Source organism: Streptomyces sp. NPDC001339, from assembly GCF_042895955.1.
Classification (GTDB): Bacteria; Actinomycetota; Actinomycetes; order Streptomycetales; family Streptomycetaceae; genus Streptomyces.
In genome coordinates, this window is the sequence record NZ_JBIAWT010000006.1 from 81,230 (window position 1) to 101,560 (window position 20,331).

Genomic DNA, 20,331 nt, shown 5'->3' on the forward strand with positions numbered 1-20,331 from the left:
AGGTGACGTGGGGGGGCGCCCCGGCAGCGGCGGGCTCAGGCGTGCGCCGCCTCCAGGACATCGTCCACGACGGACCGCTCCAGCGCCGCGCGCACCAGCCCCGAGGCGAAGGCCGCCAGGTCGTCCTCGCCGACCAGCCGCGCCAGCCGCCCGGCCTCCGTCGGCAGGCCCAGCCGCTCGGCTCCCTGGACGGCCTTGGCGTCGAGGTACGGGGCGAGTTCGGTCCATACGCCCTGCACCTCGCGGAGAAAGATGTGCGCACCGGTGGGCCCGATGCCCGGCACCTCGCGCAGGGCGGCACGCAGTGCGGCGACATCCCCGCCGGCCGCGTCCCGCATCCGCCGCAGATCGCCGCCGTACCGGTCCAGCAGGAGTCGCGCACCGTCACCGAGCTGGGTGGCGGTCCGCTCGTCATAGCGCCGGTAGCCGCCCTCTCCCAGGGCGTGGACCCGCTGCTGCCAGCTCGCCTCCGCCATCCGCTGCGGGGTGCGCATCCCCGCGTCGAAGAGCGCCTGTGCCGCCGCCACCGCCACCGAGGCGCGGATGCGCGCGCTGAGCAGACCGGCCAGGACCAGCACTTGGTAGAGGGGTTGCGGGGTGTTCCCGAGACGGATTCCGGCCTGCGCGGCATAGGTCGTGCCATGCCGGTCCAGGAGTCTGTGGGCGACGGCCCGCTGTCCGCCGCCTCCGCCGCCGGGGCTCACGCGGTGCCTCCGTACGGGCGTCCGACAGCGCTGACGAGAGCGTTGGGGAGAGCGTGGGGGACCTTCCCTGCCATGCCGTGTCCTCCGGTCCTTCGTTTTTCGTTCTTCGTTCTTCGTTCTCGTTCTTCCGGTCGTCTCTTCTCTTCCGCGCCTTGTCCGGCTTACCACGGAATGTGCCGCTCTTATCCCGGGATGTACGGTATGCCCGCCCCGCCTAGCATGGAGCCGAATGGCACCGATGAAGGCGGCACCCATGCGCCCCACGGCGAAGTTCTCGATCAGCTTCGGCCTGGTCACGATCCCGGTCGCCGCGTACAACGCCACCGACAGCTCCGCGGCGGTCAGCTTCGTACGGATCCATACCGCGGACGGCGGTCGGGTCCGTAACCAGCCCGTGTGCTCACTGGACGGCACCGAGATCCCTCCGGACGAGATCGGCCGCGGCTACCGGCCCGGCGACGGCGACACCGTCGTCCCGCTGACCGACGAGGACCTGGAAGCACTGCCGCTGCCGACCGCCAAAACACTGACGATCCTGGCCTTCGTGGCAGGCGGGGACATCGACCCCCTGCAGATGGGCAAGGGGTACTACCTGGGCGTCGACACCCCCGCCGCGCTCAAGCCGTATGTGCTGCTGCGTGATGCCATGGAGCGGCATCAGCGCGTCGGGCTCGGGAAGATCGCGCTGCACGGGCGGGAGACGCTGGCCATGATCCGCCCGATGGAGGGCGCGCTGGTGATGCAGGTGCTGCTCTGGCCGCACCAGATCCGTCCGATGGACGGGGTGCTGCCCGAGCGGGAGGTAGAGGTCGCCGACAAGGAGGTGGCGGCCGCCGAGGCACTGATGGACTCCTTCGGTGAACTGTCCGAGGACGATGTGCACGATCACTACCGCGAGGCGGTCGAGGAGCTGGTGGCGGCGAAGCTGGCGCACCGCGAGCCGGAGTTCGCGGCCGGCGCGGAGCGGCCCGCCGGTGAGGTGATGGACCTGATGGCAGCCCTGCAGGACAGCGTCCGCGCGGCCAGGCGGTCCCGTGGCGAGGACGAGGAAGGCAAGGGGCGCAAGGAGGGCAAGGAGGGCAAGGGAGACGACGGGGCCGGGCGGGCCCGGGCGTCGGAGAAGAAAGGCACCCGCACGCGGAAGAAGGCCACCGCGGCGACGAAGACGGCCGCCGGGAAGACCACCGCGGAGAAACCGGCCACGAAGCGGACCGCGAGCAGGGGCGGGCGACGGGCCGGCTGAGACCAGGGGCCCCACCACACACGTCAGCCACACACGTAGCCAACACGTAACCACACACTTCGGCCGCATACATCAGCCACACGCCTCGTCTGCTTCTTCGCACACTCAGCCGCAGGAGGTCCCCTTCTCCGGCATCCTGCCGTCCAGGAGGAAGCCGTTCACATACCCCTGGACACAGAAGTCGCCCGTGGTGTACGCGGCATGCCCCTCACCACGGTAGGTCAGGACAACGCTGGAGTTGCCCAGTTCCCGGGCCATATGGAAGGCGCCCTGGTACGGCGTCGCCGGGTCGCGGGTGGTCGCGACCAGCAGCAAGGGCGGTGCGTGCGGCGCCGAGACGTCACGGGAGGTGTCGTCGCCCGCGACGGGCCAGCCGTGGCAGTCCAGCAGGGTCGGGGCGATGTCCGGTCCGAACAGCGGGGAGGCCCGGGTGAGTTCGCGCCGGGCCTTGGGGTAGTCGTCGGCGTCGTACCGTTCCGAGGTGTCCCGGCAGGAGATCGCCCGCAGCGCCAGCTGGTCCTGGGGCGGCAGCTCGTCCTGCGGCGCCGACTGCCCCCGCGTGGCTTCGCGGAAGGCGTCGTGGCCGGCCTGATCGGCATCGCCGGCATCGCCGCCCTTGCCGAGCCGGAGGATCCCGGTACCGTCGCCACTGCGCAGCCGTGCCAGTGCCTGCCGCAGCACCGGCCAGTCGCTCCTGCGGTACAGGGCCTCGCGCAGGGCGTAGACATAGGTCGCCTGATCGAGGGTCTCCCCCGCCACCTTCATCGGCGCATCGCCCAACTTCCGGTACCAGGCGAGTAGTTGGGCCTGGGCCCGCTTCGCGTCCGTGCCCAGCGGGCAGCCCTTCTCCCGGACGCAGTCGGCGGCGAAGTCGTTCAGCGCCCGCTGGAAGCCCCGGGCCTGGGCCAGCGCGGTCTGCCAGGTGTTCTTGGTCGGATCCTCGACACCGTCCAGCACCATCCGGCCGGTCCTGCCGGGGAATTGGTGGGCGTAGACCGCGCCGAGCTTGGTGCCGTACGAGAATCCCAGGTAGTTGAGTGCGCGGTCGTGGACCGCGGCGCGCAGCACGTCCATGTCCCGTGCGACATCGGGGGTTCCGACCCATGGCAGCAGCCCGCCGGAGTACCGCCCGCAGGCCTCGTTGAGGCGCTTCTCCTTCGCGGCGAGGGTGTCGTCCGCCGCACCCCCGGGAGGCGGGGGGAGCGTGCTGCCGCAGGAGACGGGTGCGGTACGGCCGGTGCCGCGCGGGTCGAAGCCGATGAGGTCGTAGCGCTGCCCCAGCCGGGCGAACGCACTGGCGTTGTCGATCAGGTAGTTCACTCCGGAAGCGCCCGGCCCTCCCGGATTGAGCACCAGCGAACCGAGCCGCTCACCGGGGCCGGTCGCGCGCAGCCGGATCAGCTGGACCTTTATCGCACCGCGCCCGGGATGGGAGTAGGCGCGTGGCACCTCCATCCGGGCGCACTCCGTCCGCTGCGGACCGGTGGGCGGCTCCCTGGCACCCTGGGTGCTCCGCGCCTCGACGTCCGCACGGCTCCGCAGATCCTGGCCGCACGGCTTCCAGGGGAGCCGCTGCTGGTAGAAACGGGCCAGACCGGGGTCATCGACGCCCGAGGCGACCGGAGTTCCGGCGTCGACGCCGATTCCCCCGCCGACGCCGAGCGGCACCGCCGGCGCCAGCGCCGCCACGACCATCAGCGCCGGTGCCACCCCACGCCGGCGAACACGCCGTATTCCCCCTGCTCCCACACGAGACGGCGCACGGCGTGTTCGCGGCATGTCTCGAGCCTAGGACGGCCCCGGTGCCGCCGCACTCCGTGAGCCGTCATCAAGTCCGGGCCGCGACGGTCACCGCATCAAATCCGGGCCGTGATGGTCACCGCACGGTCAGCGCTTCCGCGAGCGCGCGATCGGCTCTTCCGCGAACGCGCGATCGGCTCTTCCACGGACGCTCGGTCAGCGCTTCAGCGGACACGCGGTCAGTGCTTCCGCAGACACGCGGTCAGTGCTTCAGTGAGCGCTTGCCCCGCTCCACCGCCTGCTTCACTCGCTCCCTGGCCTGTTCGGCCCTGCCCTTCCACTCGTGGCCGGCCTCACCGAGCGTCTTACCGGTGGTCTCCTTGACCTTCTCCGCGGCCGTCTCACCGAGGCCCTTGGCCTTCTTCCCGAATCTCATGTCCTGCTCCTGCTCCTGCTCCCGCTCCCGCTTCTACTCCACTCCTGCCCCTGCTCCCGTGGCGCAGAAACGATGCGGAAACGACATGCATTGCGCCACGTCAAGCACACCCACATCACAGATATCTACATCGTATTCCGCATAAATATCCCGCGTAATGAATATACCTGGGCAATTCGGGCCACCTCGATGTCCGGCCCACCAGGACGCCCCGGGCACCCGCCGCATGCCACGGCCCAGCGAGCGGCGTAACGTCGGCACTACCCGCGGGAGGGCCGACGGGCCGGAGTGGTCTCGATGGCACGACGACAGATGTCACGACGACAGCGGTGGGCACAACGACGGCGGTGTGCACGAGGACAGCGGTGCGCACGACGACATCGGTGCTCAGGTGCGCCATGAGCGGCGAGGCCGGCTCCCGCGCCGTGGACCGCGCACTGCTCGCGGCGATCCGGGAGACCGGGGCGTCCGCCGCCGGGCTGTACGTGCTGGCGCCCGACGAGCCGGTGCTGCAGCTGACCGTCATGAGTGGCCTGCCGGCCCCGTTCCTGACCCCTTGGAACCGGGTCGCGCTGGCGGCCCCGGCCCCGGTCGCGGTCGCGACGCGCCGGCAGCAGCTGGTGTGGGCGGCCGGCCACCAGCAGATGGCCCGTGACTTCCCCCGTACGGCGGTGGCGGCCCCCTACGACTTCTCGCTGGCCGCGGCGCCGATCACGGACGGCACCGGCAGCCGGGGCGCCCTCCTGCTGCTGTGGCCCGCCGACCACGCACCACAGCTGTCGGCGGACGAACGGGCGGCGGTGCACACCGCCTGCCGGGACCTGGCGGCCGCGCTGGCCCGGAGCCCGCTGCCGGACGGCCACGCCCCGCCCGACGAGGGCCCGCGCATCCTGACGCAGCCGCCGGTGCGGATCCCGGGCCCCGAGGAGGCGCTGACCGCGGTCGACTGTCTGGAACGACTGCCGGGCGGCTGCTGCGCGCTGGCTCTGGACGGCCGGATCACCCTGGTCACGACCGGTGCGGTGGAGCTGCTCGGCGAGCCGGCGGACCGGCTGATCGGCTCCCGGCCCTGGGACGTCCTGCCGTGGCTGCGCGGTCCGGTCTTCGAGGACCGCTACCGCGCCGCGGTGATCAGCCGCCGCCCGGTGGCGGTCACCGCCTGCCGCGCACCGAACCAGTGGCTCGCCTTCCGGCTGTTCCCGGACGGCCGCGGCCTGAGCGTGTGGATCAGCCCGACGGACAAGGATTACGGCCCGATGGTGCCCGACCCCACCGAGGGCGAGGCCTCGCCCATGCGGGCCGGGCAGATCTACCACGTACTGCACCTGGCCGCCACACTCACCGAGGCCGTGGACACCCGGGACATCGTCCATCTCGTCGCCGACCAGATCGTGCCGGCCTTCGGCGCCCAGGGCATGATCATGTACGCGGCGGAGGGCGGCCGGCTGCGGACCATCGGCTACCGCGGCTACTCCGAGAACGTTGTCGCACACTTCGAAGGCACCGCCCTCAGCACCGCCAACAGCCCGGCCGTGCGCGCCCTCGGCACCGGCGAGCCCAGCTTCTACTCCTCGCCCGAGGAGATGGAGACCGACTACCCCGGCCTGCCGCGGATGACCGGCAAGGCGGCGCGGGCCGTACTGCCGTTGATCGTCTCCGGCCGCCCGGTCGGCTGCTGCATCCTGTCGTACACCCGGCCCCGCACCTTCAGCCGGGAGGAACGCCAGGTCCTCACCTCACTGGCCGGACTGATCGCCCAGGCCCTGGACCGGGCCCGCCTCTTCGACGCCAAGCAGCAGCTCGCCCACGACCTCCAGGAAGGGCTGCTGCCGCACAGCCTGCCCTCGGTACCCGGTCTCGCCGTCGCCGCCCGCTACCTGCCGTCGGCCCGCGAGATGGACATCGGCGGCGACTTCTACGATCTGATCCGCCTCGACGAGCAGAGCGTCGCCGCCGTCATCGGCGACGTCCAGGGCCACAACGCGCGGGCCGCCGCCCTCATGGGCCAGGCCCGTACCGCCGTGCACGCCCACGCGACCGCGGGCGCCGCGCCGGGCGAGGTGCTGGCCCGCACCAACCGGCTGCTGACCGACCTGGACCCGGACCTCTTCACCAGCTGTCTCTATGTGCACATCGACCTGCGCACCTGGCGGGCGTGTCTGGCCAGCGCCGGCCACCCGCCCCCGATCCTGCGCCTCCGCGACGGTCCCACCACCGTCCTGGACGTACCCCCTGGTCTCCTCCTGGGCATCGACCCCGAAGCCCGGTACGAGGCCACGGAGATCGCGCTGCCGCCGGAGTCCATGCTCGTCCTCTACACCGACGGCCTGGTCGAAACCCCCGGCGTCGACCTGGAACACTCCGTCGCCGACCTCGCCCGCAGGCTGTGCGCCGCACCGCACCGGAGCCCCGACCGTGTCGCCGACATCCTCCTCAAGAACCGCCACGCCGACATGGACCGCCAGGACGACGTGGCCCTCATGCTCCTGACCGCCCACCCGGCCCGCCCTGTCCACTCCTGACGCATCGACGGCTTGACGGGCCGGACGGCGATGACCGGACGGCAATGCGGCGGATGACGATGCGACGGACGGCAACGCGGCGAATGACGATGCGGCGGATGACGATGGCCGAAAACCTCCCTGGGATCCGCGGCGGCATAGCCGCGTCCGCCGCTTGACGGAACCATGAATCCTGACGCCCTGACAGCCCCTCAACTCCCGCTCATCTCCAGGAAGATCCGGCTCTGCCCCGGGAAGGCCTGATGGATCATGAAGCGTAGGCGTCCCCCCAATCGTGTACTCGCCGCCCTGCTGGCCGAAGCCGACTGGTCCGCCGGCGAACTCGCCCGCGCCGTCAACGCCCTGGGTACGGCCCAGGGAATGCGGCTGCGCTACGACCGGACCTCCGTGGCCCACTGGCTCCGGGGATCCCGCCCCCGCGGACCGGTCGCCGAGCTGGTGGCGCGGGCGCTGGGCCGCCGGCTCGGCCGTCCGCTGACGCCCGCGGACACCGGGCTCGGCGAGCCGGGCGAATCCACCGACGCGGTGGCCGCGGTGCTGCTGAGCGATGATCCGGTGCGGCGGCTCACCACCCTCTGCCGGGCGGACGCCGACCCCACCCGACGGGCCCGCCTGGCCCGTTCGGTCGTCTCCGCCCCGCCTCCTGTGCTCAGCCGCTGGGAGACGCCGCCCCCGGCCATACCGCACTCCCCCGGTACCGGGCGGCCGACGTCCCTCACGGACGCGGCACGGCTGGAGACCATGGCCTCGTACAGCGCCGTGATGGGCGAGAAGTACGGCGGCGCCCACGGGCGGCCGGCGCTGGCCCTCTACCTGTCCGAGGAGGTGATGCCGCTGATCGTCGCCCCGGCCCCACCGCCGGTGCGGCGGGCGCTGCTCACCGGTGCCGCCCATCTGACGCTCCTGCTCGCCGCCAAGACGTCCGATGTCGGCCATGCCGCCCTCGCCCAGCACTACTACACCGTGGCCCTCGGGCTCGCCCACGCGGCAGGAGACCGCGGCTCCTACGCCATCACCCTGCGCTGCCTGAGCACCCAGGCGCTCCGGCTGGGCGAACCCCGTCAGGCCCTCGCGCTCGGCGAGGCGGCGCTGGCCGTCGCCGGTTCGGCCGTTCCGCCCGCCACGCGCGCCTTTCTGCACGCGGGCCGGGCCGTCGCCCTGGCCGGCTCCGGCCGGAACCGGCAGTGCGCGCACGACCTGGTGGCGGCCGAGCACCACCTCGCCCGGGCGACCGGACCGGACGGCCCCTTCACCAGCTATCCGCAGACCGCGCTGCGCTACCAGCGGGCGGAGGCACTGGCACGCCTGGGCGACCACCGGGGTGCGGTGGCCGAGCTGCGGCACTCCCTGGCCGTCCGGCCCGTCACCCACCACAAGGCCCACGCGCTGCTGCACGCCCGGCTCGCCCACGCCCTACTGGCCGGGAACGAGGTGGAGGCGGCGGTCGATCACTGCTTCCACGCCCTCCGGCACTGCCAGCAGCTCGCCACGGGCTCCGTGCACGGCGTCCTCCCCCGCTTGGTCCAGCGGCTCGCTCCCTACGAGAGGACTCCCCGGGTCAGGGAGTTCCGGGAGCGGCTGCGGGCGATGCCCCGCTGAACGCCCCGGTGGCACCGGATCGGGACCGGAACGGGCACGCACCAGCATCGCCACGTCGAGCACCAGCATCGCCACGTCGAAAGGGTCTGTCACAGCTCTATAGGTGTGTTCGGGCGCCGCGGTCCAACCTCCCACGCACCCGCCTCGCCACCGGCTTCACCCGTACGTGAAGCCATAGGGAAGACGTCAGGAAGCCGTCAGGGTCCGGGCTCCCCGCGTCAGGGAAGCGCCAACCAGTCGCGATGGCGGTACGCGACGGTATTTCGATGGTGGCCTCGTCCCCTGTCCTCATGTCCCCTGTCCCTCCCCCTCCCCTCATCGCCGTCCCATCCCCCATTCCCGTCCCTCATTCTTCGTCCCTCACCCCCAAGGTCACCCGGCCGTCCGCCGCAGGCAGCAGGCCGCACGCCCAGAAGGTCTCGCAGAAGGTCTCCGCATGGCTCCCGCCCCCCACGCCCCGACGGCAACGACGACACCGGCGACACCGGTGACCGGGCCGACTGCCGCCGCTCCCCCTGGCGGCCCGGCACCCGGTGACCGGCGACGGCGGAAGCCGAGCGGGCTCTTCGACCCGAAAGTGCTGCTCACGTCGCTCCCCGAGGCGCTGCGCAAACTGCACCCGCGGGCGCTGGCCACCAACCCGGTGCTGTTCGTCGTGGCCTGCGGATCGCTGCTCACCACGCTCTCCGCACTGCTCAACCCGTCCGTGTTCACCTGGGTGATCAGCGGCTGGCTCTGGCTGACGGTGATCTTCGCCAACCTCGCCGAGGCGGTCGCCGAGGGCCGCGGCAAGGCCCAGGCCGCATCGCTGCGCAAGGCCCGTACGGACATCACCGCACGTCGGCTGCGGGACAACTGGCGGGTCGGCCTCGACCTCACCGGCGCCCGCACCGAGACCGTCGCCGCCGCCGACCTTCAGGTGTTCGACTTCGTGGTGGTCGAGGCCGGCGAGGTGATCCCCGCGGACGGCGAAGTGGTCGAGGGGGTGGCGGCGGTCGACGAATCGGCCGTCACCGGTGAGTCCGCGCCCGTCATCCGCGAATCGGGCGGCGACCGCTCCGGCGTCACCGGCGGCACCACGGTGCTGTCGGACCGCCTGGTCGTCCGGATCACCTCGCGTCCCGGGCAGTCCTTCCTGGACCGGATGATCGCCCTGGTCGAGGGCGCGACCCGGCAGCGGACCCCGAACGAGATCGCGCTGCACATCCTGCTCGCCGCGCTCACCATCGTCTTCGTCCTGGTCGTCATCACCGTGCAGCCGATGGCCTCGTACGCCGGCGCCGCCCAGCAGACGGCGGTCCTGGTCGCTCTCCTCGTCACGCTCATCCCCACCACGATCGGCGCGCTGCTCTCGGCGATCGGCATCGCGGGGATGGACCGCCTGGTCCAGCGCAACGTCCTGGCCATGTCGGGCCGCGCGGTCGAGGCCGCCGGCGACATCAACACCCTCCTGCTCGACAAGACCGGCACCATCACCCTCGGCAACCGTGCGGCGGTCGCCTTCGTCCCGATGCCCGGCATCGACGAACTACAGCTCGCGGACGCCGCCCAGCTCTCCTCACTCGCCGACGAGACGCCCGAGGGCCGTTCCGTCGTCGTCCTGGCCAAGCAGACATTCGGGCTGCGCGCACCCGCCGAAGGGGAGCTGCGGCACGCCGAGTACGTCGACTTCAGCGCGCAGTCCCGGATGAGCGGCGTCGATCTGCACTGGGCGGACAACACCGGGTGCGCGATCCGCAAGGGCGCGGCGGCGCAGGTCATCGAGTGGGTGGCCGGCCGCGGCGGCCACGTACCGCCCGAGGCCCGGATGTTCACCGACACGATCGCGGCCTCCGGCGGGACCCCGCTGCTGGTCGCGGTGCACGACCGGTACGGGCCACGGGTGCTGGGCGTCATCCACCTCAAGGACATCGTCAAGGACGGTATCCGTGAACGCTTCGCCGAGCTGCGCCGGATGGGCATCAGAACCGTCATGATCACGGGTGACAACCCGCTCACGGCCAAGGCCATCGCCCAGGAAGCCGGTGTGGACGACTACCTCGCCGAGGCCACTCCCGAGGACAAACTCGCCCTGATCGCCCAGGAACAGGAGGGCGGCAAGCTCGTCGCGATGACCGGTGACGGCACCAACGACGCCCCCGCCCTCGCCCAGGCGGACGTCGGCGTCGCCATGAACACCGGCACCTCCGCCGCAAAGGAGGCCGGGAACATGGTCGACCTCGACTCCAACCCCACCAAACTCATCGAGATCGTGGAGATCGGCAAGCAACTCCTCATCACCCGGGGCGCGTTGACGACGTTCTCCATCACCAACGACGTCGCCAAGTACTTCGCCATCATCCCGGCGATGTTCGCCGGCGCCTATCCCGGCCTGGCGGCCCTGAACATCATGGGCTTGCACAGCCCGACCTCCGCCATCACCTCCGCGATCATCTTCAACGCGCTCATCATCGTCGCGCTGATCCCGCTGGCCCTCCGCGGTGTCCGCTACACCCCGTCCTCCGCCCACGATCTCCTCCGCCGCAACCTCACCCGCTACGGCCTCGGCGGCCTGATCGCCCCCTTCGTCGGCATCAAACTCATCGACCTGCTGGTCTCCCAGATCCCGGGCCTCGGCTGAACGGCCGACCGCCCGGCGTGCTGCGCCGGGCGGTCGGCCGGTTCGGGCGGGCGATCGGCCGTCAGACCGCCGGGGCCGGGTAGGTCGGGTACTCCACCCCGGAGACGTACTGGACGACGCGGATGACCTGGCAGGAGTAGCCGAACTCGTTGTCGTACCAGAGGTAGAGGATGGCGTTGTCGCCCTCCACCTTGGTGGCGCCGGCGTCGACGATCGAGGCGTGGCGCGAGCCGATGAAGTCGTTCGAGACCGCGTCGGGGGCGCTGGTGAAGTCGATCTGGCGCCTGAGCGGCGAGGTCAGCGACACGTCACGGAGGTACTCGACGACCTCCTCGCGGGTGGTCTCGCGCGCGAGCTGCAGGTTGAGGATCGCGATCGAGACGTCCGGCACCGGGACGCGGATCGAACTTCCGGTGATCTTCGCCTTGAGGTCGGGGAGCGCCTTCGCGACGGCGGAGGCGGCACCGGTCTCGGTGATGACCATGTTGAGCGGCGCCGAGCGGCCACGGCGGTCGGACTTGTGGTAATTGTCCAGCAGGTTCTGGTCGTTGGTGAACGAGTGGACCGTCTCCACGTGGCCGCGCAGGACCCCGTACTCGTCCGCCATCGCCTTCAGCGGCGGGACGATCGCGTTGGTGGTGCAGGACGCACAGGACAGGATCTGCTCGTCCGGCTTGAGCATGTCGTGGTTGACGCCGTGGACGATGTTGGGCACATCGCCCTTACCGGGCGCGGTCAGGACAACCTTGTCGATACCGGGCCGCAGGTGCTGCGACAGGCCCTCGCGGTCGCGCCACTTGCCGGTGTTGTCGATGAGGATGGCGTCCTTGATCCCGTACGCCGTGTAATCGACCTCCGCCGGGTCGTTGGCGTAGATCACCTTGATCTCGTTGCCGTTGGCGATGATCGCGCTGTTCGCCTCGTCGACGGTGATCGTGCCCTGGAACTGGCCGTGGATGGAGTCACGGCGCAGCAACGAGGCGCGCTTGACGAGATCCTCGGCAGCCCGGCCGCCGCCCCCGCGCACGACGATGGCGCGCAGCCGCAGGCCGTTGCCGGAGCCGGCCTTCTCTATGAGCAGGCGGGCGACGAGGCGGCCGATGCGGCCGAACCCGTAGAGGACGACGTCACGGGACGCACGGCACTCGATCTTGTTGGCACCCGTCGCGCCGGCGACGGCCTCGGCGGTGAACTCCGCCACCGGCAGACCGCGGTCATCGGCCTTGTACGTCGCGGCGAGCATGCCGATGTCGATCTGGGAAGGACCGAGGTCGAGCGTGGTCAGCGCCTGCAGGAAGGGCAGCGTCTCGGTGACCGAGAGCTCCTCCCCGGCGATCTGCCGGGCGAACCGGTGGGTCTTCAGGATGCTGACCACCGACTTGTTCACCAAGGAGCGGCTGTGCAGCAGGACGGTCACGTCCCGCTCACGGTGCAGCTTCCCGATGATCGGGATCATCGATTCCGCGATCTCCTCGCGGTTCTTCCAATTGGCGAACGTGTCCTCGTTGACAGTCACAGGCTTCTTCTCTTTCGAGCTAGGCAGCGCTCACATGCTAACCCGCCACGTTTTCGCTCCCTCGGACGGTGTCATCGACGAGGACGCGGAGCCTGCGCCGCGGCCGGTCGGTCGGTCGGTCGAGGTCAGGGAGGTCAGTCAGGTGGCTCCTCCGGCACCGGGGGCTCTTCCGGCTCCGTATCCGGCGGCTCCCGGGGTCCCGGGGGTTCCGCCGGCCCCGGTGGCTCCAGCGGCCCGGGCTCCTCCGGGGCCGGCACGATCGGACCGGGATCGCGCGGCACGGGTTCCGGCTCGCTGGGTACGTGCCCCGGCCCGTCGGGGATCGACGCATCGGGGATCGACACGTCGGGGATCGACACGTCGGGGATCGGCTCGGCACTCATCTCGGCTCTCCCTCCCCTCCCCTCCATGGTGCGCGCGATCTCCACAGTGCGCGCGCCGACCTGGAGTTGGGCGGTCCGCGCCCGCACCACCCTGGATCCCAGGCCTCCTTCGCCCGCCGCTGACGGGCCAAGGAGGCCCCGCCGTCACCCGAACCCGGCTACGGTGAGCACATGAGCAGTCATGACGGTGATCACGTCAACCGGATCCTCACGGCTGCGACCAAGCGGCGCGACGGCAAGCCCGTCACCTGTGATCGCTGCGGTACGCCCCTGTTGTTCACCGGACGGGAACGCCCGGGCACCGGCACGACACCCATGGTGATCATCGCCGGCCACTGCCCGAACACCGAGTGCCCCGATGCGGAGGACCCACGGCGAATACCGCCGGAGGGGTGAGGGGGAAGAGCGGCCGGCGGTGGGGGTAGGGCGTAGGCGGTAGGCGGGCGTCATCGATCATCAGGCATGGATGATCAGGCATGGATGATGTCCACGCCCGCGGCGCGCAGCTCCTCGACCGCCGGAGTGCCCTGCCGCGCATCCGTCACCACCAGGTCGAGCTGGTCGACGGAACAGATCCGGCCGAGCGCCACCCGCCCCAGCTTCTCGGCGGTCGCCACCAGGATGATGCGACGTGCCGACTGTGCGGCCACCCGCTTCACATGAACGTCATCGAGGTTGTACGCGGTGGCCCCGTTCGCCGCGTCGATACCGCAGCACCCGAGGATGAAGGTGTCGTAGCGCAGATCCTCGAAGGTGCGGAGCGCTGTCTGGCCGTAGAACGACAGCTCGCCCGGCCGGACTTGCCCGCCCGGGAGGAGCAGTCGGATCCCTTCACTGTCGGCCAACGGGATCGTCGCGTGCAGCGACAGCGGAGTGACCGTCAGCCGGCGGCCCGTCATCGCCTTGGCGATGGCCACCGCGGTCGTCCCCGTGTCCAGGGCCACGGTCTCCCCGTCACTGAGCAGCCCCACCACCACGTCGGCCAGCTTTGCCTTGCCCTCACCGCCGACCATGGCCCGCACGGCGTACGGCGGCTCCACACCGCTGAGCAGCGCGCTGACCGCCCCGCCGTGCACACGCCGCAGCGCCCCCCTCGACTCCAGCAGCTCCAGGTCCCGACGGATCGTCATCTCCGACGCCTTTGTGGAGCGGGCGAGTTCGGCCACTGAGGCCCGGTTGCGCTCCGCGAGGAGGGACAGGATGAATCGGTGACGCTCGGCAACGTTCATCCCGCTGATGTAGCACACAAACACCACGACTGCGAGTTCCGCCTCCATGGCTCATGGGGTTTCACGGCCACCCCTCGGCAATCCCGATAGACAATCTCCCATCTTGAGTGTGTAATCGCACGCACATGATGTGCACTTCACCGATGGGCGGGTTGCTCGCTGACGCCGACTCACGCGCGCCGTGCGCATCCCCCGCCCTACGTCAACCAACCCCTGCTTCCCCCCCCCATTTCCCTCATCCCCATCTCCCTCATCCCCTTTTCCCGCGTCCCCTTATGCCCCATCCCCTCATGTCTCCTCAGGAGGACATCGATGGCCATGTCCGCCAAAACCCTCCCGCCACAAACCAGCACACCAGCGATGTTCACGCGCCCCGCCGTGGTCGCGTCCTGCGCGGGATTCGTGGTGATCGGCGCTCTTCAGGCGCTGTACGGGCCGGCGATTCCGGCTCTGCGTACCGAGTTCGGGATCACCCCGGCCGTGGCGGGGCTGGGGCTCAGCGCCCACTTCGCCGGAGCACTGCTGGGCGTCCTGCTCTTCCACCGGTTACGCGGCACGGCGGGGAACCGGCAGTTGCTCGGTGGCTCCTACGTCCTCATGGCGCTCGGCGCCCTGGGCTTCGCCCTGTCGCCGGCATGGCCGCTGTCCCTCGCTGCGGCGTTCGTCATCGGCCTCGGATTCGGAGGCATCGACTACGGGCTCAACCAGCTCTTCTCCGTGGGCTTCGGGCACCGCAGTACCGCGATGCTGAACCTGTTGCACGCTCACTTCGGCATCGGAGCAGTGGCCGGACCCGCGCTGGCGGGCCGGCTCGGTGCCGAGAACTACCCCTGGATCTTCGGCATCACGGCCGTCATCTCGGTCCTCCTGCTGGTGACACTGGGCGGTGTGGCGCAGAAGGAGCCGAGCCCCGAAAAGCAGGCGGACCGGTCTCCTGGACGGTCCCAAGTCCTGCCCGTCGTCGCGGCGTTCATCGGCATCTACGTGTTCCACGTCGCGATCGAGACCGGCGTGGGCGGGTGGGAACCCACTCACCTGGAAACTTTCGGCTACGGGGCCACGGCCGCGGCCACCGCGACCTCCGCCTACTGGCTGGCGATGACCGTGGGCCGGTTCCTCGCCGTTCCACTGACCCTGCGCTTTCCGGCACCGGCGATCGTCATCGTCTGCTGCCTGGGCATGGCGGCTTCCCTCCTGCTGGCCACGGTGCCGGCGGCGGCCCCGTACGCGTACCTCGGCGTGGGCCTGGCCATCGCTCCGATCTTCCCCACCTGCCTGCCGTGGCTCAACCGCGCCGTCCCCACCCTTTCGGGAGCCGGTGCCTATGTGATCGCCGCTTCGATGATCGGCGGGGTCGCCTTCCCACCGCCGCTCGGTACCGCCATCGAGAGCTTCGGCGTCCAGTCGGTTCCCCTTCTGCTGTTCGGCCTGGCGATGATCTGCGTACTGCTGAGCCTGTGGCTCAGCAGAAGTACCTCGGATGCCGACTCCGCCGTTCCCGCGTCGCCACCGGCCGAAGCGCCGTCCGCTGACGGTGAGGCGAGGTGAGGTGAGCACCTGATCGCTGTTCCCTTCACCATGCTCAGCCTCCGGCGAAAATAGCCCTGACCATCGCCCGAGTCGCACATATGATCCCCCTGCACGATTTTTTCCTGTATGTGGGGGGACTCTGCCCTGTGGGCACATCTCTGCGCGCGCTGCGCGCACTGGTCCTGCTGGCCGGCTTCTATCTGCTCGTCCTCACCGTGCTCGGCGTCCTTGTCGGCGCTGCCGTCGCGGCCTGGGTCTGGGCGTCGCTCGCGGTCGCACTCAAGGTGAGCGTGGTCGTCGCCCTGCTGGGCTTCCCTCTCCTGCGAGGCGTCTGCACGCTCGGCGCATCCGAGCGGGGTGGGGCGGCGGGACTACCGGTCACCGAGGACGAGCAGCCCGAACTGTGGCGCACCGTTCGCTCGCTGGCCGAGCGGTCCGGCACCCGGGCCCCCGACGAGATCGTCCTGATCGGCGAGGTGAACGCGGCCGTTTCCGAGGACTCCCGCCTGCTGGGCCTGTTGCCCGGCAGGCGCCGCCTGTACCTCGGTGTGCCGCTGCTGATCGGCCTGACCGAACCTCAGCTGCGGTCCGTCATCGTCCATGAGCTCGGCCACTACGGCAACGCCGATACCCGCCTCGCCGGTATCACTCTGCGCGGCCGCGACTGTGTGATACGGACCGTGGAGGCGTTCCGGGAGCGGGAGCGGCACCGGATCGACAAGGCGCGGTCCCGGCAGGAGAAGGCGGCCGCGAAGGCGGTGGGCAAGGGGAAGCGGCCCAGGAGCAGGAAGGTGAACACCCGTGGTGCCGGGTTCGGTTACCGGGTGATGGGCAAGCCGTTCCAGGCGTACGCGCGGTTCTATCTGCGGGCCACGCACAGTGTGGGCCGACAGCAGGAACTCGCCGCCGACCGGGTGGCGGCCGCCGTCGCGGGCCGGGACGCCACCGCTTCGGCCCTGCGGGAGACCGCGGTCCTCGACGCCGCACACGACTTCTACCTGGCCCGATACGCCATGCTGGGCGTCCAGGTCGGCCTCCTCCCGCCGCGCGGCGAGCTCTTCGGCGGGCTACGGCATCTGCTCACCGACCCGGAGCGGCGCTCCGGCCTGGCGGAGATGCGCGACGAGCTGCCGCCGGGCGAGGCATCCCCGTACGACTCGCACCCTCCGGTGGCCGAGCGGGTCCGGCTGGTCGAGGCACTGCCGGACGACGGCCTCGCGGCGCCCTCGTCGCGGCCGGCGCTGGTGCTGCTGTGCGACGCCGAGCAGGTGCTGACGGAGCTGGAGGCCGCCGTCCTCACACCGGAGGCACGGGACTGGGAACGGGTGGACTGGCCGGAGCTGACGCACCGGGCGATGCACGCGCTGGCGGAGTCGGCCGCGGAGCCACTGCGGACGGCGCTGGCGTCGGCAGGCACTTCGGCGCGGATTCCGGCGCGGATTCCGGCGGGGATACCGACGGAGACACCGGCGGGGACACCGGCGGGGACACCGGCGGGTACGGCTGCAGGGGCGTCGCCATCCAGCGCTTCGCCCGGCGCTGCTGTCGGCGCTGCTGCCGGCGCTCCGTCCAGCGCTTCGGCGGACCTGACGGCCCTGCTGGACGCCGCCGACGAGGGGCGGCTGTGGCTGATCGCGGACCATCTGCCCAAGTCGCTGGAGGCGGCGCGGGCGAGCGGCCGGGCGGCCCGGGAGTTCCTGCGGCCGGCGCTGGAGTCGGGGATGGACCGGCTGGCGGAGCTGGCGCTGGTGGAGAGGGCCGGGGCGCGCTGGGCGCTGTCCTGGTCCGAGCGGGCGCGACTGCTGCTGCCGGGGGCCGAAGACGTCGAGGAGGCGGTGACGGCGGCGGTCCGGGCGACTACCGCGGCCGAACCGGACACGGGCCCGCTCCGCACGCTTCTCGCCCACCCGCCCCATGCCACCGCGTTCCCGGACCGGCACCCCGTCTGACCCCGCGGCACCGAGCCCAGGAATCCCGAGAACCGCAAGACACCCAAGAACCGCAAGACCCCCGAGAACCCCGAGAACCCCCACAGACCTGATGGGATCACAGAAACCCGTGCACGGAATCCTCCCCCTGACCATCCTCGCCATCACCGTCATCTTCTGGCTGCGCTCCAGAAGGCGTACGGCGAAGCTCGCCGCCGAAGCCGGTGCGGACCTGCTGCCGCCGGAGCGGCAGAACGCGGACCGGGCCTTCCCGGACCCCGAGGCGGAAGCCGTGTCGGCGGCGCTCGCCCGAGGCGAGTGGGAGCCTGCCGCACAGGCCCTCGCCGCCGCGGGCACGGACTGGGAGCGCCGCTCCTACCTCGTCGGCATCGTGTCGAGCCGGGCGGCCGACGACGACACCTGGCTGCGCGCCTGGCAGGCCGCACACCCTGACGACCCGGACGCGGCCGTGGTCCAGGCGGACGCGAAAGTATCGCTGGCCTGGGAGATCCGTGGCGGGGGCTGGGCCAAGGACACCACCGCCGAGCAGTTCGCGGGCTTCCACCGCGTACTGAACGAGGCCCGGGAGGACTTCGCCCGGGCCCAGGCCCTGGCACTTCCGGGTGACCCGACCCCGTACCTCCTGCAGATCCCTCTGTACATGGGCCTGGGCTCGTCTCACGAGGCGCTGCACGAGCTGTGGGCCGAGGTCACCGCCCGCGCTCCGTACCACTACGAGGCTCACTGGTACGCGCTCCAGTACTGGCTGCCGAAGTGGCGCGGATCCACCGAGCTCGCCCGCGACTTCGCCCTGCAGGCCGCGACGACGGCCCCGCTCGGCAACCTGCTGACGATGTTTCCGCTGCTCAACTGGTACGAGGAGAACGACGACGAGGCGCCGGAGGCGGCGTACGGCTGGCCCGAGATGACCGGACTGATCGACGCCGCGCTGGCGGATGTCGCGGCGGCGCGGCCGGACCATCCGAGGCTGCCGGAGGTCAGGCACCTGCTGGCGTACTGCCTGACCAAGGCGGAGCGCTACCAGGAGGCCATGGAGCAGTTCCGGCAGGTGGACGGCTCGGTGAATGCCGTGCCGTGGCGCTACTACAACCACCCGGCGAAGTTCTACTGCCACGTCCGGGACAACGCCCTCAAGGGTGCCCTGCGCGCCGGCTGACGGAACCAGCAACCTTGCATCGGCCCAAGGCGTCATAAGACCTAAGCTGTGGGGCAGCGACGAGGGTCGTCGACGCGCAGCGGACCGGCGAGCCTGACGCTCCTACCGGTTTGCCGCTGCCGGCGGCGCCTGAAAACGGTACAGGGGTACAGCGGTACTGCGCTACAGGGGTACAGCGGTACAGGGAAGTGCGAAGGTGCGCGTGTGAGAGCGGTTCGGAAATCCGAGGTGAGGAAATCCGAGGTGAGAGGGGTACGGCGGATCCGCCCCACACCACGGTGGGTCGTTCCCCTCTTCACCGCCCTCGGCCTGGCGCTCATCCCCTGGACTCTGTACCTAGCCGTGACGCTGCCCCGGCGAGCCACCTTGGCTACGTACGACGCGCCGTGGGTGGGCTTCGACATCGCCCTGTCAGCGCTCATTCTCCTCACCGCGGTGCTCGCCCACCGCCGTCACCGGCATGTGAACCTCGCGGCGGTGGCGGTCACGACCATGCTGGTGGTCGACGCCTGGTTCGACGTGATGACCACACCCGGCGGAGAAGCCGGAGGCATTCTCGTCGCCTTGATCACCGCCTTCGTCATCGAACTTCCCCTCGCGGGCCTGTCCTTGTGGGTGGCGTTGGCGGCCGACGAACTGACCGGTGCAAGAAGCCCCGGTTCACCCGCCCCAGGAGGTACCCGTGAAGATGCTGATCAACGTCGCCGAGACGGTCGTCGGGGACGCGCTGCGGGGGATGGCCGCGGCACACCCTGAGTTGGTGGTGGATGCCGAGAACCGGGTGATCGTACGGCGGGACGCGCCGGTGGCGGACAAGGTGGCGCTGGTGTCCGGGGGCGGAAGTGGGCATGAGCCGCTGCACGGGGGGTTCGTCGGGCCGGGGATGCTGGATGCGGCGTGTCCCGGGGAGGTGTTCACCTCGCCGGTGCCGGATCAGATGGTGCGGGCGGCGGCGGCCGTGGACAGCGGTGGCGGCGTGTTGTTCGTGGTGAAGAACTACACGGGGGACGTGCTCAATTTCCAGATGGCGGCGGAGCTGGCGGAGGACGAAGGAGTGCAGGTCGCCAGCGTGCTGGTCAATGATGATGTGGCGGTGACCGACTCGACGTTCACGGCAGGGCGGCGCGGCACTGGGGCGACGCTGTTCGTGGAGAAGATCGCCGGGGCGGCGGCGGAGGAGGGGATGCCGCTGGACCGGGTGGCGGCGGTGGCCCGGCAGGTCGTCGACTCCTCGCGGAGCTTCGGGGTGGCGCTGGGCGCCTGCACCACGCCGGCAAAGGGCAGCCCGACGTTCGATCTGCCGCCGGGTGAGCTGGAGTTGGGTGTGGGGATCCACGGCGAGCCGGGGCGGGAGCGGCGCGCGATGATGACCTCGCACGAGATCGCGGACTTCGCGGTGGACGCGATTCTGGAGGATCTGCGGCCACAGCTGCCGGTCCTGGTGCTGGTCAACGGTATGGGGGCCACTCCGCTGCTGGAGCTGTACGGGTTCAACGCCGAGGTGCGCCGGATGCTGGACGAGCGCGGGGTGGACGTGGCCCGTACGCTCGTCGGGAACTATGTGACGTCACTGGACATGGCGGGCTGCTCGGTGACGCTGTGTCAGGTCGACGGGGAGCTGCTGCGGCTCTGGGACGCGCCGGTGCAGACGCCGGCGCTCCGCTGGGGACGGTGAGCGGCGCACCAGCACACCCGGCGCCGAAC

The 20,331-nt window shown here is 70.9% G+C and carries 16 protein-coding genes; 10 read left to right on the forward strand and 6 right to left on the reverse strand.

Annotated features, from left to right (window positions below):
* Nucleotides 1–35: 35 nt before the first annotated feature.
* Complete coding sequence (locus tag ACFY12_RS18575; RefSeq protein ID WP_390716889.1) at nt 36–704, reverse strand: endonuclease; 669 nt, start codon at nt 702–704, stop codon at nt 36–38.
* Between the two features lie 253 nt (nt 705–957).
* Between ACFY12_RS18575 and ACFY12_RS18580 the strand changes: the two genes are divergently transcribed.
* Nucleotides 958–1,947: a Ku protein gene (locus ACFY12_RS18580; protein ID WP_390717304.1), complete on the forward strand. Its 990-nt coding sequence runs from the start codon at nt 958–960 to the stop codon at nt 1,945–1,947.
* Nucleotides 1,948–2,052: 105 nt separating this feature from the next.
* On the opposite strand, the gene ACFY12_RS18585 is transcribed toward ACFY12_RS18580, so the two are convergent.
* Entirely contained in the window at nt 2,053–3,657 is a 1,605-nt protein-coding gene (locus tag ACFY12_RS18585; RefSeq protein WP_390716890.1) for an alpha/beta hydrolase, read from the reverse strand.
* Nucleotides 3,658–3,949: 292 nt separating this feature from the next.
* Entirely contained in the window at nt 3,950–4,123 is a 174-nt protein-coding gene (locus ACFY12_RS18590) for a CsbD family protein (protein WP_390716891.1), read from the reverse strand.
* Between the two features lie 398 nt (nt 4,124–4,521).
* Between ACFY12_RS18590 and ACFY12_RS18595 the strand changes: the two genes are divergently transcribed.
* The 3 genes from ACFY12_RS18595 (at nt 4,522) to kdpB (ending at nt 10,864) form a co-directional block, all read left to right on the forward strand.
* Complete coding sequence (locus ACFY12_RS18595) at nt 4,522–6,645, forward strand: SpoIIE family protein phosphatase (protein WP_390716892.1); 2,124 nt, start codon at nt 4,522–4,524, stop codon at nt 6,643–6,645.
* A 249-nt stretch (nt 6,646–6,894) separates the two neighbouring features.
* Entirely contained in the window at nt 6,895–8,244 is a 1,350-nt protein-coding gene (locus ACFY12_RS18600; RefSeq protein WP_390716893.1) for a hypothetical protein, read from the forward strand.
* 436 nt (nt 8,245–8,680) lie between these two features.
* Entirely contained in the window at nt 8,681–10,864 is a 2,184-nt protein-coding gene (kdpB, locus tag ACFY12_RS18605; protein WP_390716894.1) for a potassium-transporting ATPase subunit KdpB, read from the forward strand.
* Between the two features lie 61 nt (nt 10,865–10,925).
* Here the strand turns inward: kdpB and ACFY12_RS18610 are convergent, their stop codons facing one another.
* Nucleotides 10,926–12,380 carry a glyceraldehyde-3-phosphate dehydrogenase gene (locus tag ACFY12_RS18610; RefSeq protein ID WP_390716895.1) on the reverse strand — a complete coding sequence of 485 codons (1,455 nt, stop codon included), beginning with the start codon at nt 12,378–12,380 and terminating at the stop codon, nt 10,926–10,928.
* Nucleotides 12,381–12,514: 134 nt separating this feature from the next.
* Nucleotides 12,515–12,763 carry a hypothetical protein gene (locus tag ACFY12_RS18615; RefSeq protein ID WP_390716896.1) on the reverse strand — a complete coding sequence of 83 codons (249 nt, stop codon included), beginning with the start codon at nt 12,761–12,763 and terminating at the stop codon, nt 12,515–12,517.
* Between the two features lie 171 nt (nt 12,764–12,934).
* On the opposite strand from ACFY12_RS18615, the gene ACFY12_RS18620 reads away from it, so the two are divergent.
* The gene (locus ACFY12_RS18620) at nt 12,935–13,159 is read left to right on the forward strand and encodes a hypothetical protein (protein WP_390716897.1); all 225 of its coding nucleotides are present in this window, start codon (nt 12,935–12,937) and stop codon (nt 13,157–13,159) included.
* A gap of 74 nt (nt 13,160–13,233) precedes the next feature.
* Here ACFY12_RS18620 and ACFY12_RS18625 read toward each other — a convergent pair whose 3' ends face one another.
* On the reverse strand, nt 13,234–14,040 hold the full coding sequence (locus ACFY12_RS18625; RefSeq protein ID WP_390716898.1) for a DeoR/GlpR family DNA-binding transcription regulator: 807 nt from the start codon (nt 14,038–14,040) through the stop codon (nt 13,234–13,236).
* A gap of 270 nt (nt 14,041–14,310) precedes the next feature.
* On the opposite strand from ACFY12_RS18625, the gene ACFY12_RS18630 reads away from it, so the two are divergent.
* The 5 genes from ACFY12_RS18630 to dhaK all read left to right on the forward strand — a co-directional run bounded on the left by ACFY12_RS18630 (nt 14,311) and on the right by dhaK (nt 20,302).
* Nucleotides 14,311–15,540: an MFS transporter gene (locus ACFY12_RS18630; protein ID WP_390716899.1), complete on the forward strand. Its 1,230-nt coding sequence runs from the start codon at nt 14,311–14,313 to the stop codon at nt 15,538–15,540.
* Nucleotides 15,541–15,668: 128 nt separating this feature from the next.
* The gene (locus tag ACFY12_RS18635; RefSeq protein ID WP_390716900.1) at nt 15,669–17,471 is read left to right on the forward strand and encodes a M48 family metallopeptidase; all 1,803 of its coding nucleotides are present in this window, start codon (nt 15,669–15,671) and stop codon (nt 17,469–17,471) included.
* Between the two features lie 109 nt (nt 17,472–17,580).
* Complete coding sequence (locus tag ACFY12_RS18640; RefSeq protein WP_390716901.1) at nt 17,581–18,627, forward strand: hypothetical protein; 1,047 nt, start codon at nt 17,581–17,583, stop codon at nt 18,625–18,627.
* A gap of 390 nt (nt 18,628–19,017) precedes the next feature.
* Entirely contained in the window at nt 19,018–19,383 is a 366-nt protein-coding gene (locus ACFY12_RS18645; protein ID WP_390716902.1) for a hypothetical protein, read from the forward strand.
* Nucleotides 19,310–20,302: a dihydroxyacetone kinase subunit DhaK gene (gene dhaK, locus ACFY12_RS18650; RefSeq protein WP_390716903.1), complete on the forward strand. Its 993-nt coding sequence runs from the start codon at nt 19,310–19,312 to the stop codon at nt 20,300–20,302. The genes ACFY12_RS18645 and dhaK overlap by 74 nt, the downstream gene beginning before the upstream one ends.
* Nucleotides 20,303–20,331 lie beyond the last annotated feature (29 nt).

What these genes read in the sequence shown, in the direction of transcription:
- ACFY12_RS18630 (WP_390716899.1), top strand. Translation starts at nt 14,311, where the DNA reads ATGTCCGCCAAAACCCTCCCGCCACAAACCAGCACACCAGCGATGTTC.
- kdpB (WP_390716894.1), top strand. Translation starts at nt 8,681, where the DNA reads ATGGCTCCCGCCCCCCACGCCCCGACGGCAACGACGACACCGGCGACA.
- ACFY12_RS18615 (WP_390716896.1), bottom strand. Translation starts at nt 12,763, where the DNA reads ATGAGTGCCGAGCCGATCCCCGACGTGTCGATCCCCGACGTGTCGATC.
- ACFY12_RS18620 (WP_390716897.1), top strand. Translation starts at nt 12,935, where the DNA reads ATGAGCAGTCATGACGGTGATCACGTCAACCGGATCCTCACGGCTGCG.
- ACFY12_RS18580 (WP_390717304.1), top strand. Translation starts at nt 958, where the DNA reads ATGCGCCCCACGGCGAAGTTCTCGATCAGCTTCGGCCTGGTCACGATC.
- ACFY12_RS18595 (WP_390716892.1), top strand. Translation starts at nt 4,522, where the DNA reads ATGAGCGGCGAGGCCGGCTCCCGCGCCGTGGACCGCGCACTGCTCGCG.
- ACFY12_RS18625 (WP_390716898.1), bottom strand. Translation starts at nt 14,040, where the DNA reads ATGGAGGCGGAACTCGCAGTCGTGGTGTTTGTGTGCTACATCAGCGGG.
- ACFY12_RS18600 (WP_390716893.1), top strand. Translation starts at nt 6,895, where the DNA reads ATGAAGCGTAGGCGTCCCCCCAATCGTGTACTCGCCGCCCTGCTGGCC.
- ACFY12_RS18590 (WP_390716891.1), bottom strand. Translation starts at nt 4,123, where the DNA reads ATGAGATTCGGGAAGAAGGCCAAGGGCCTCGGTGAGACGGCCGCGGAG.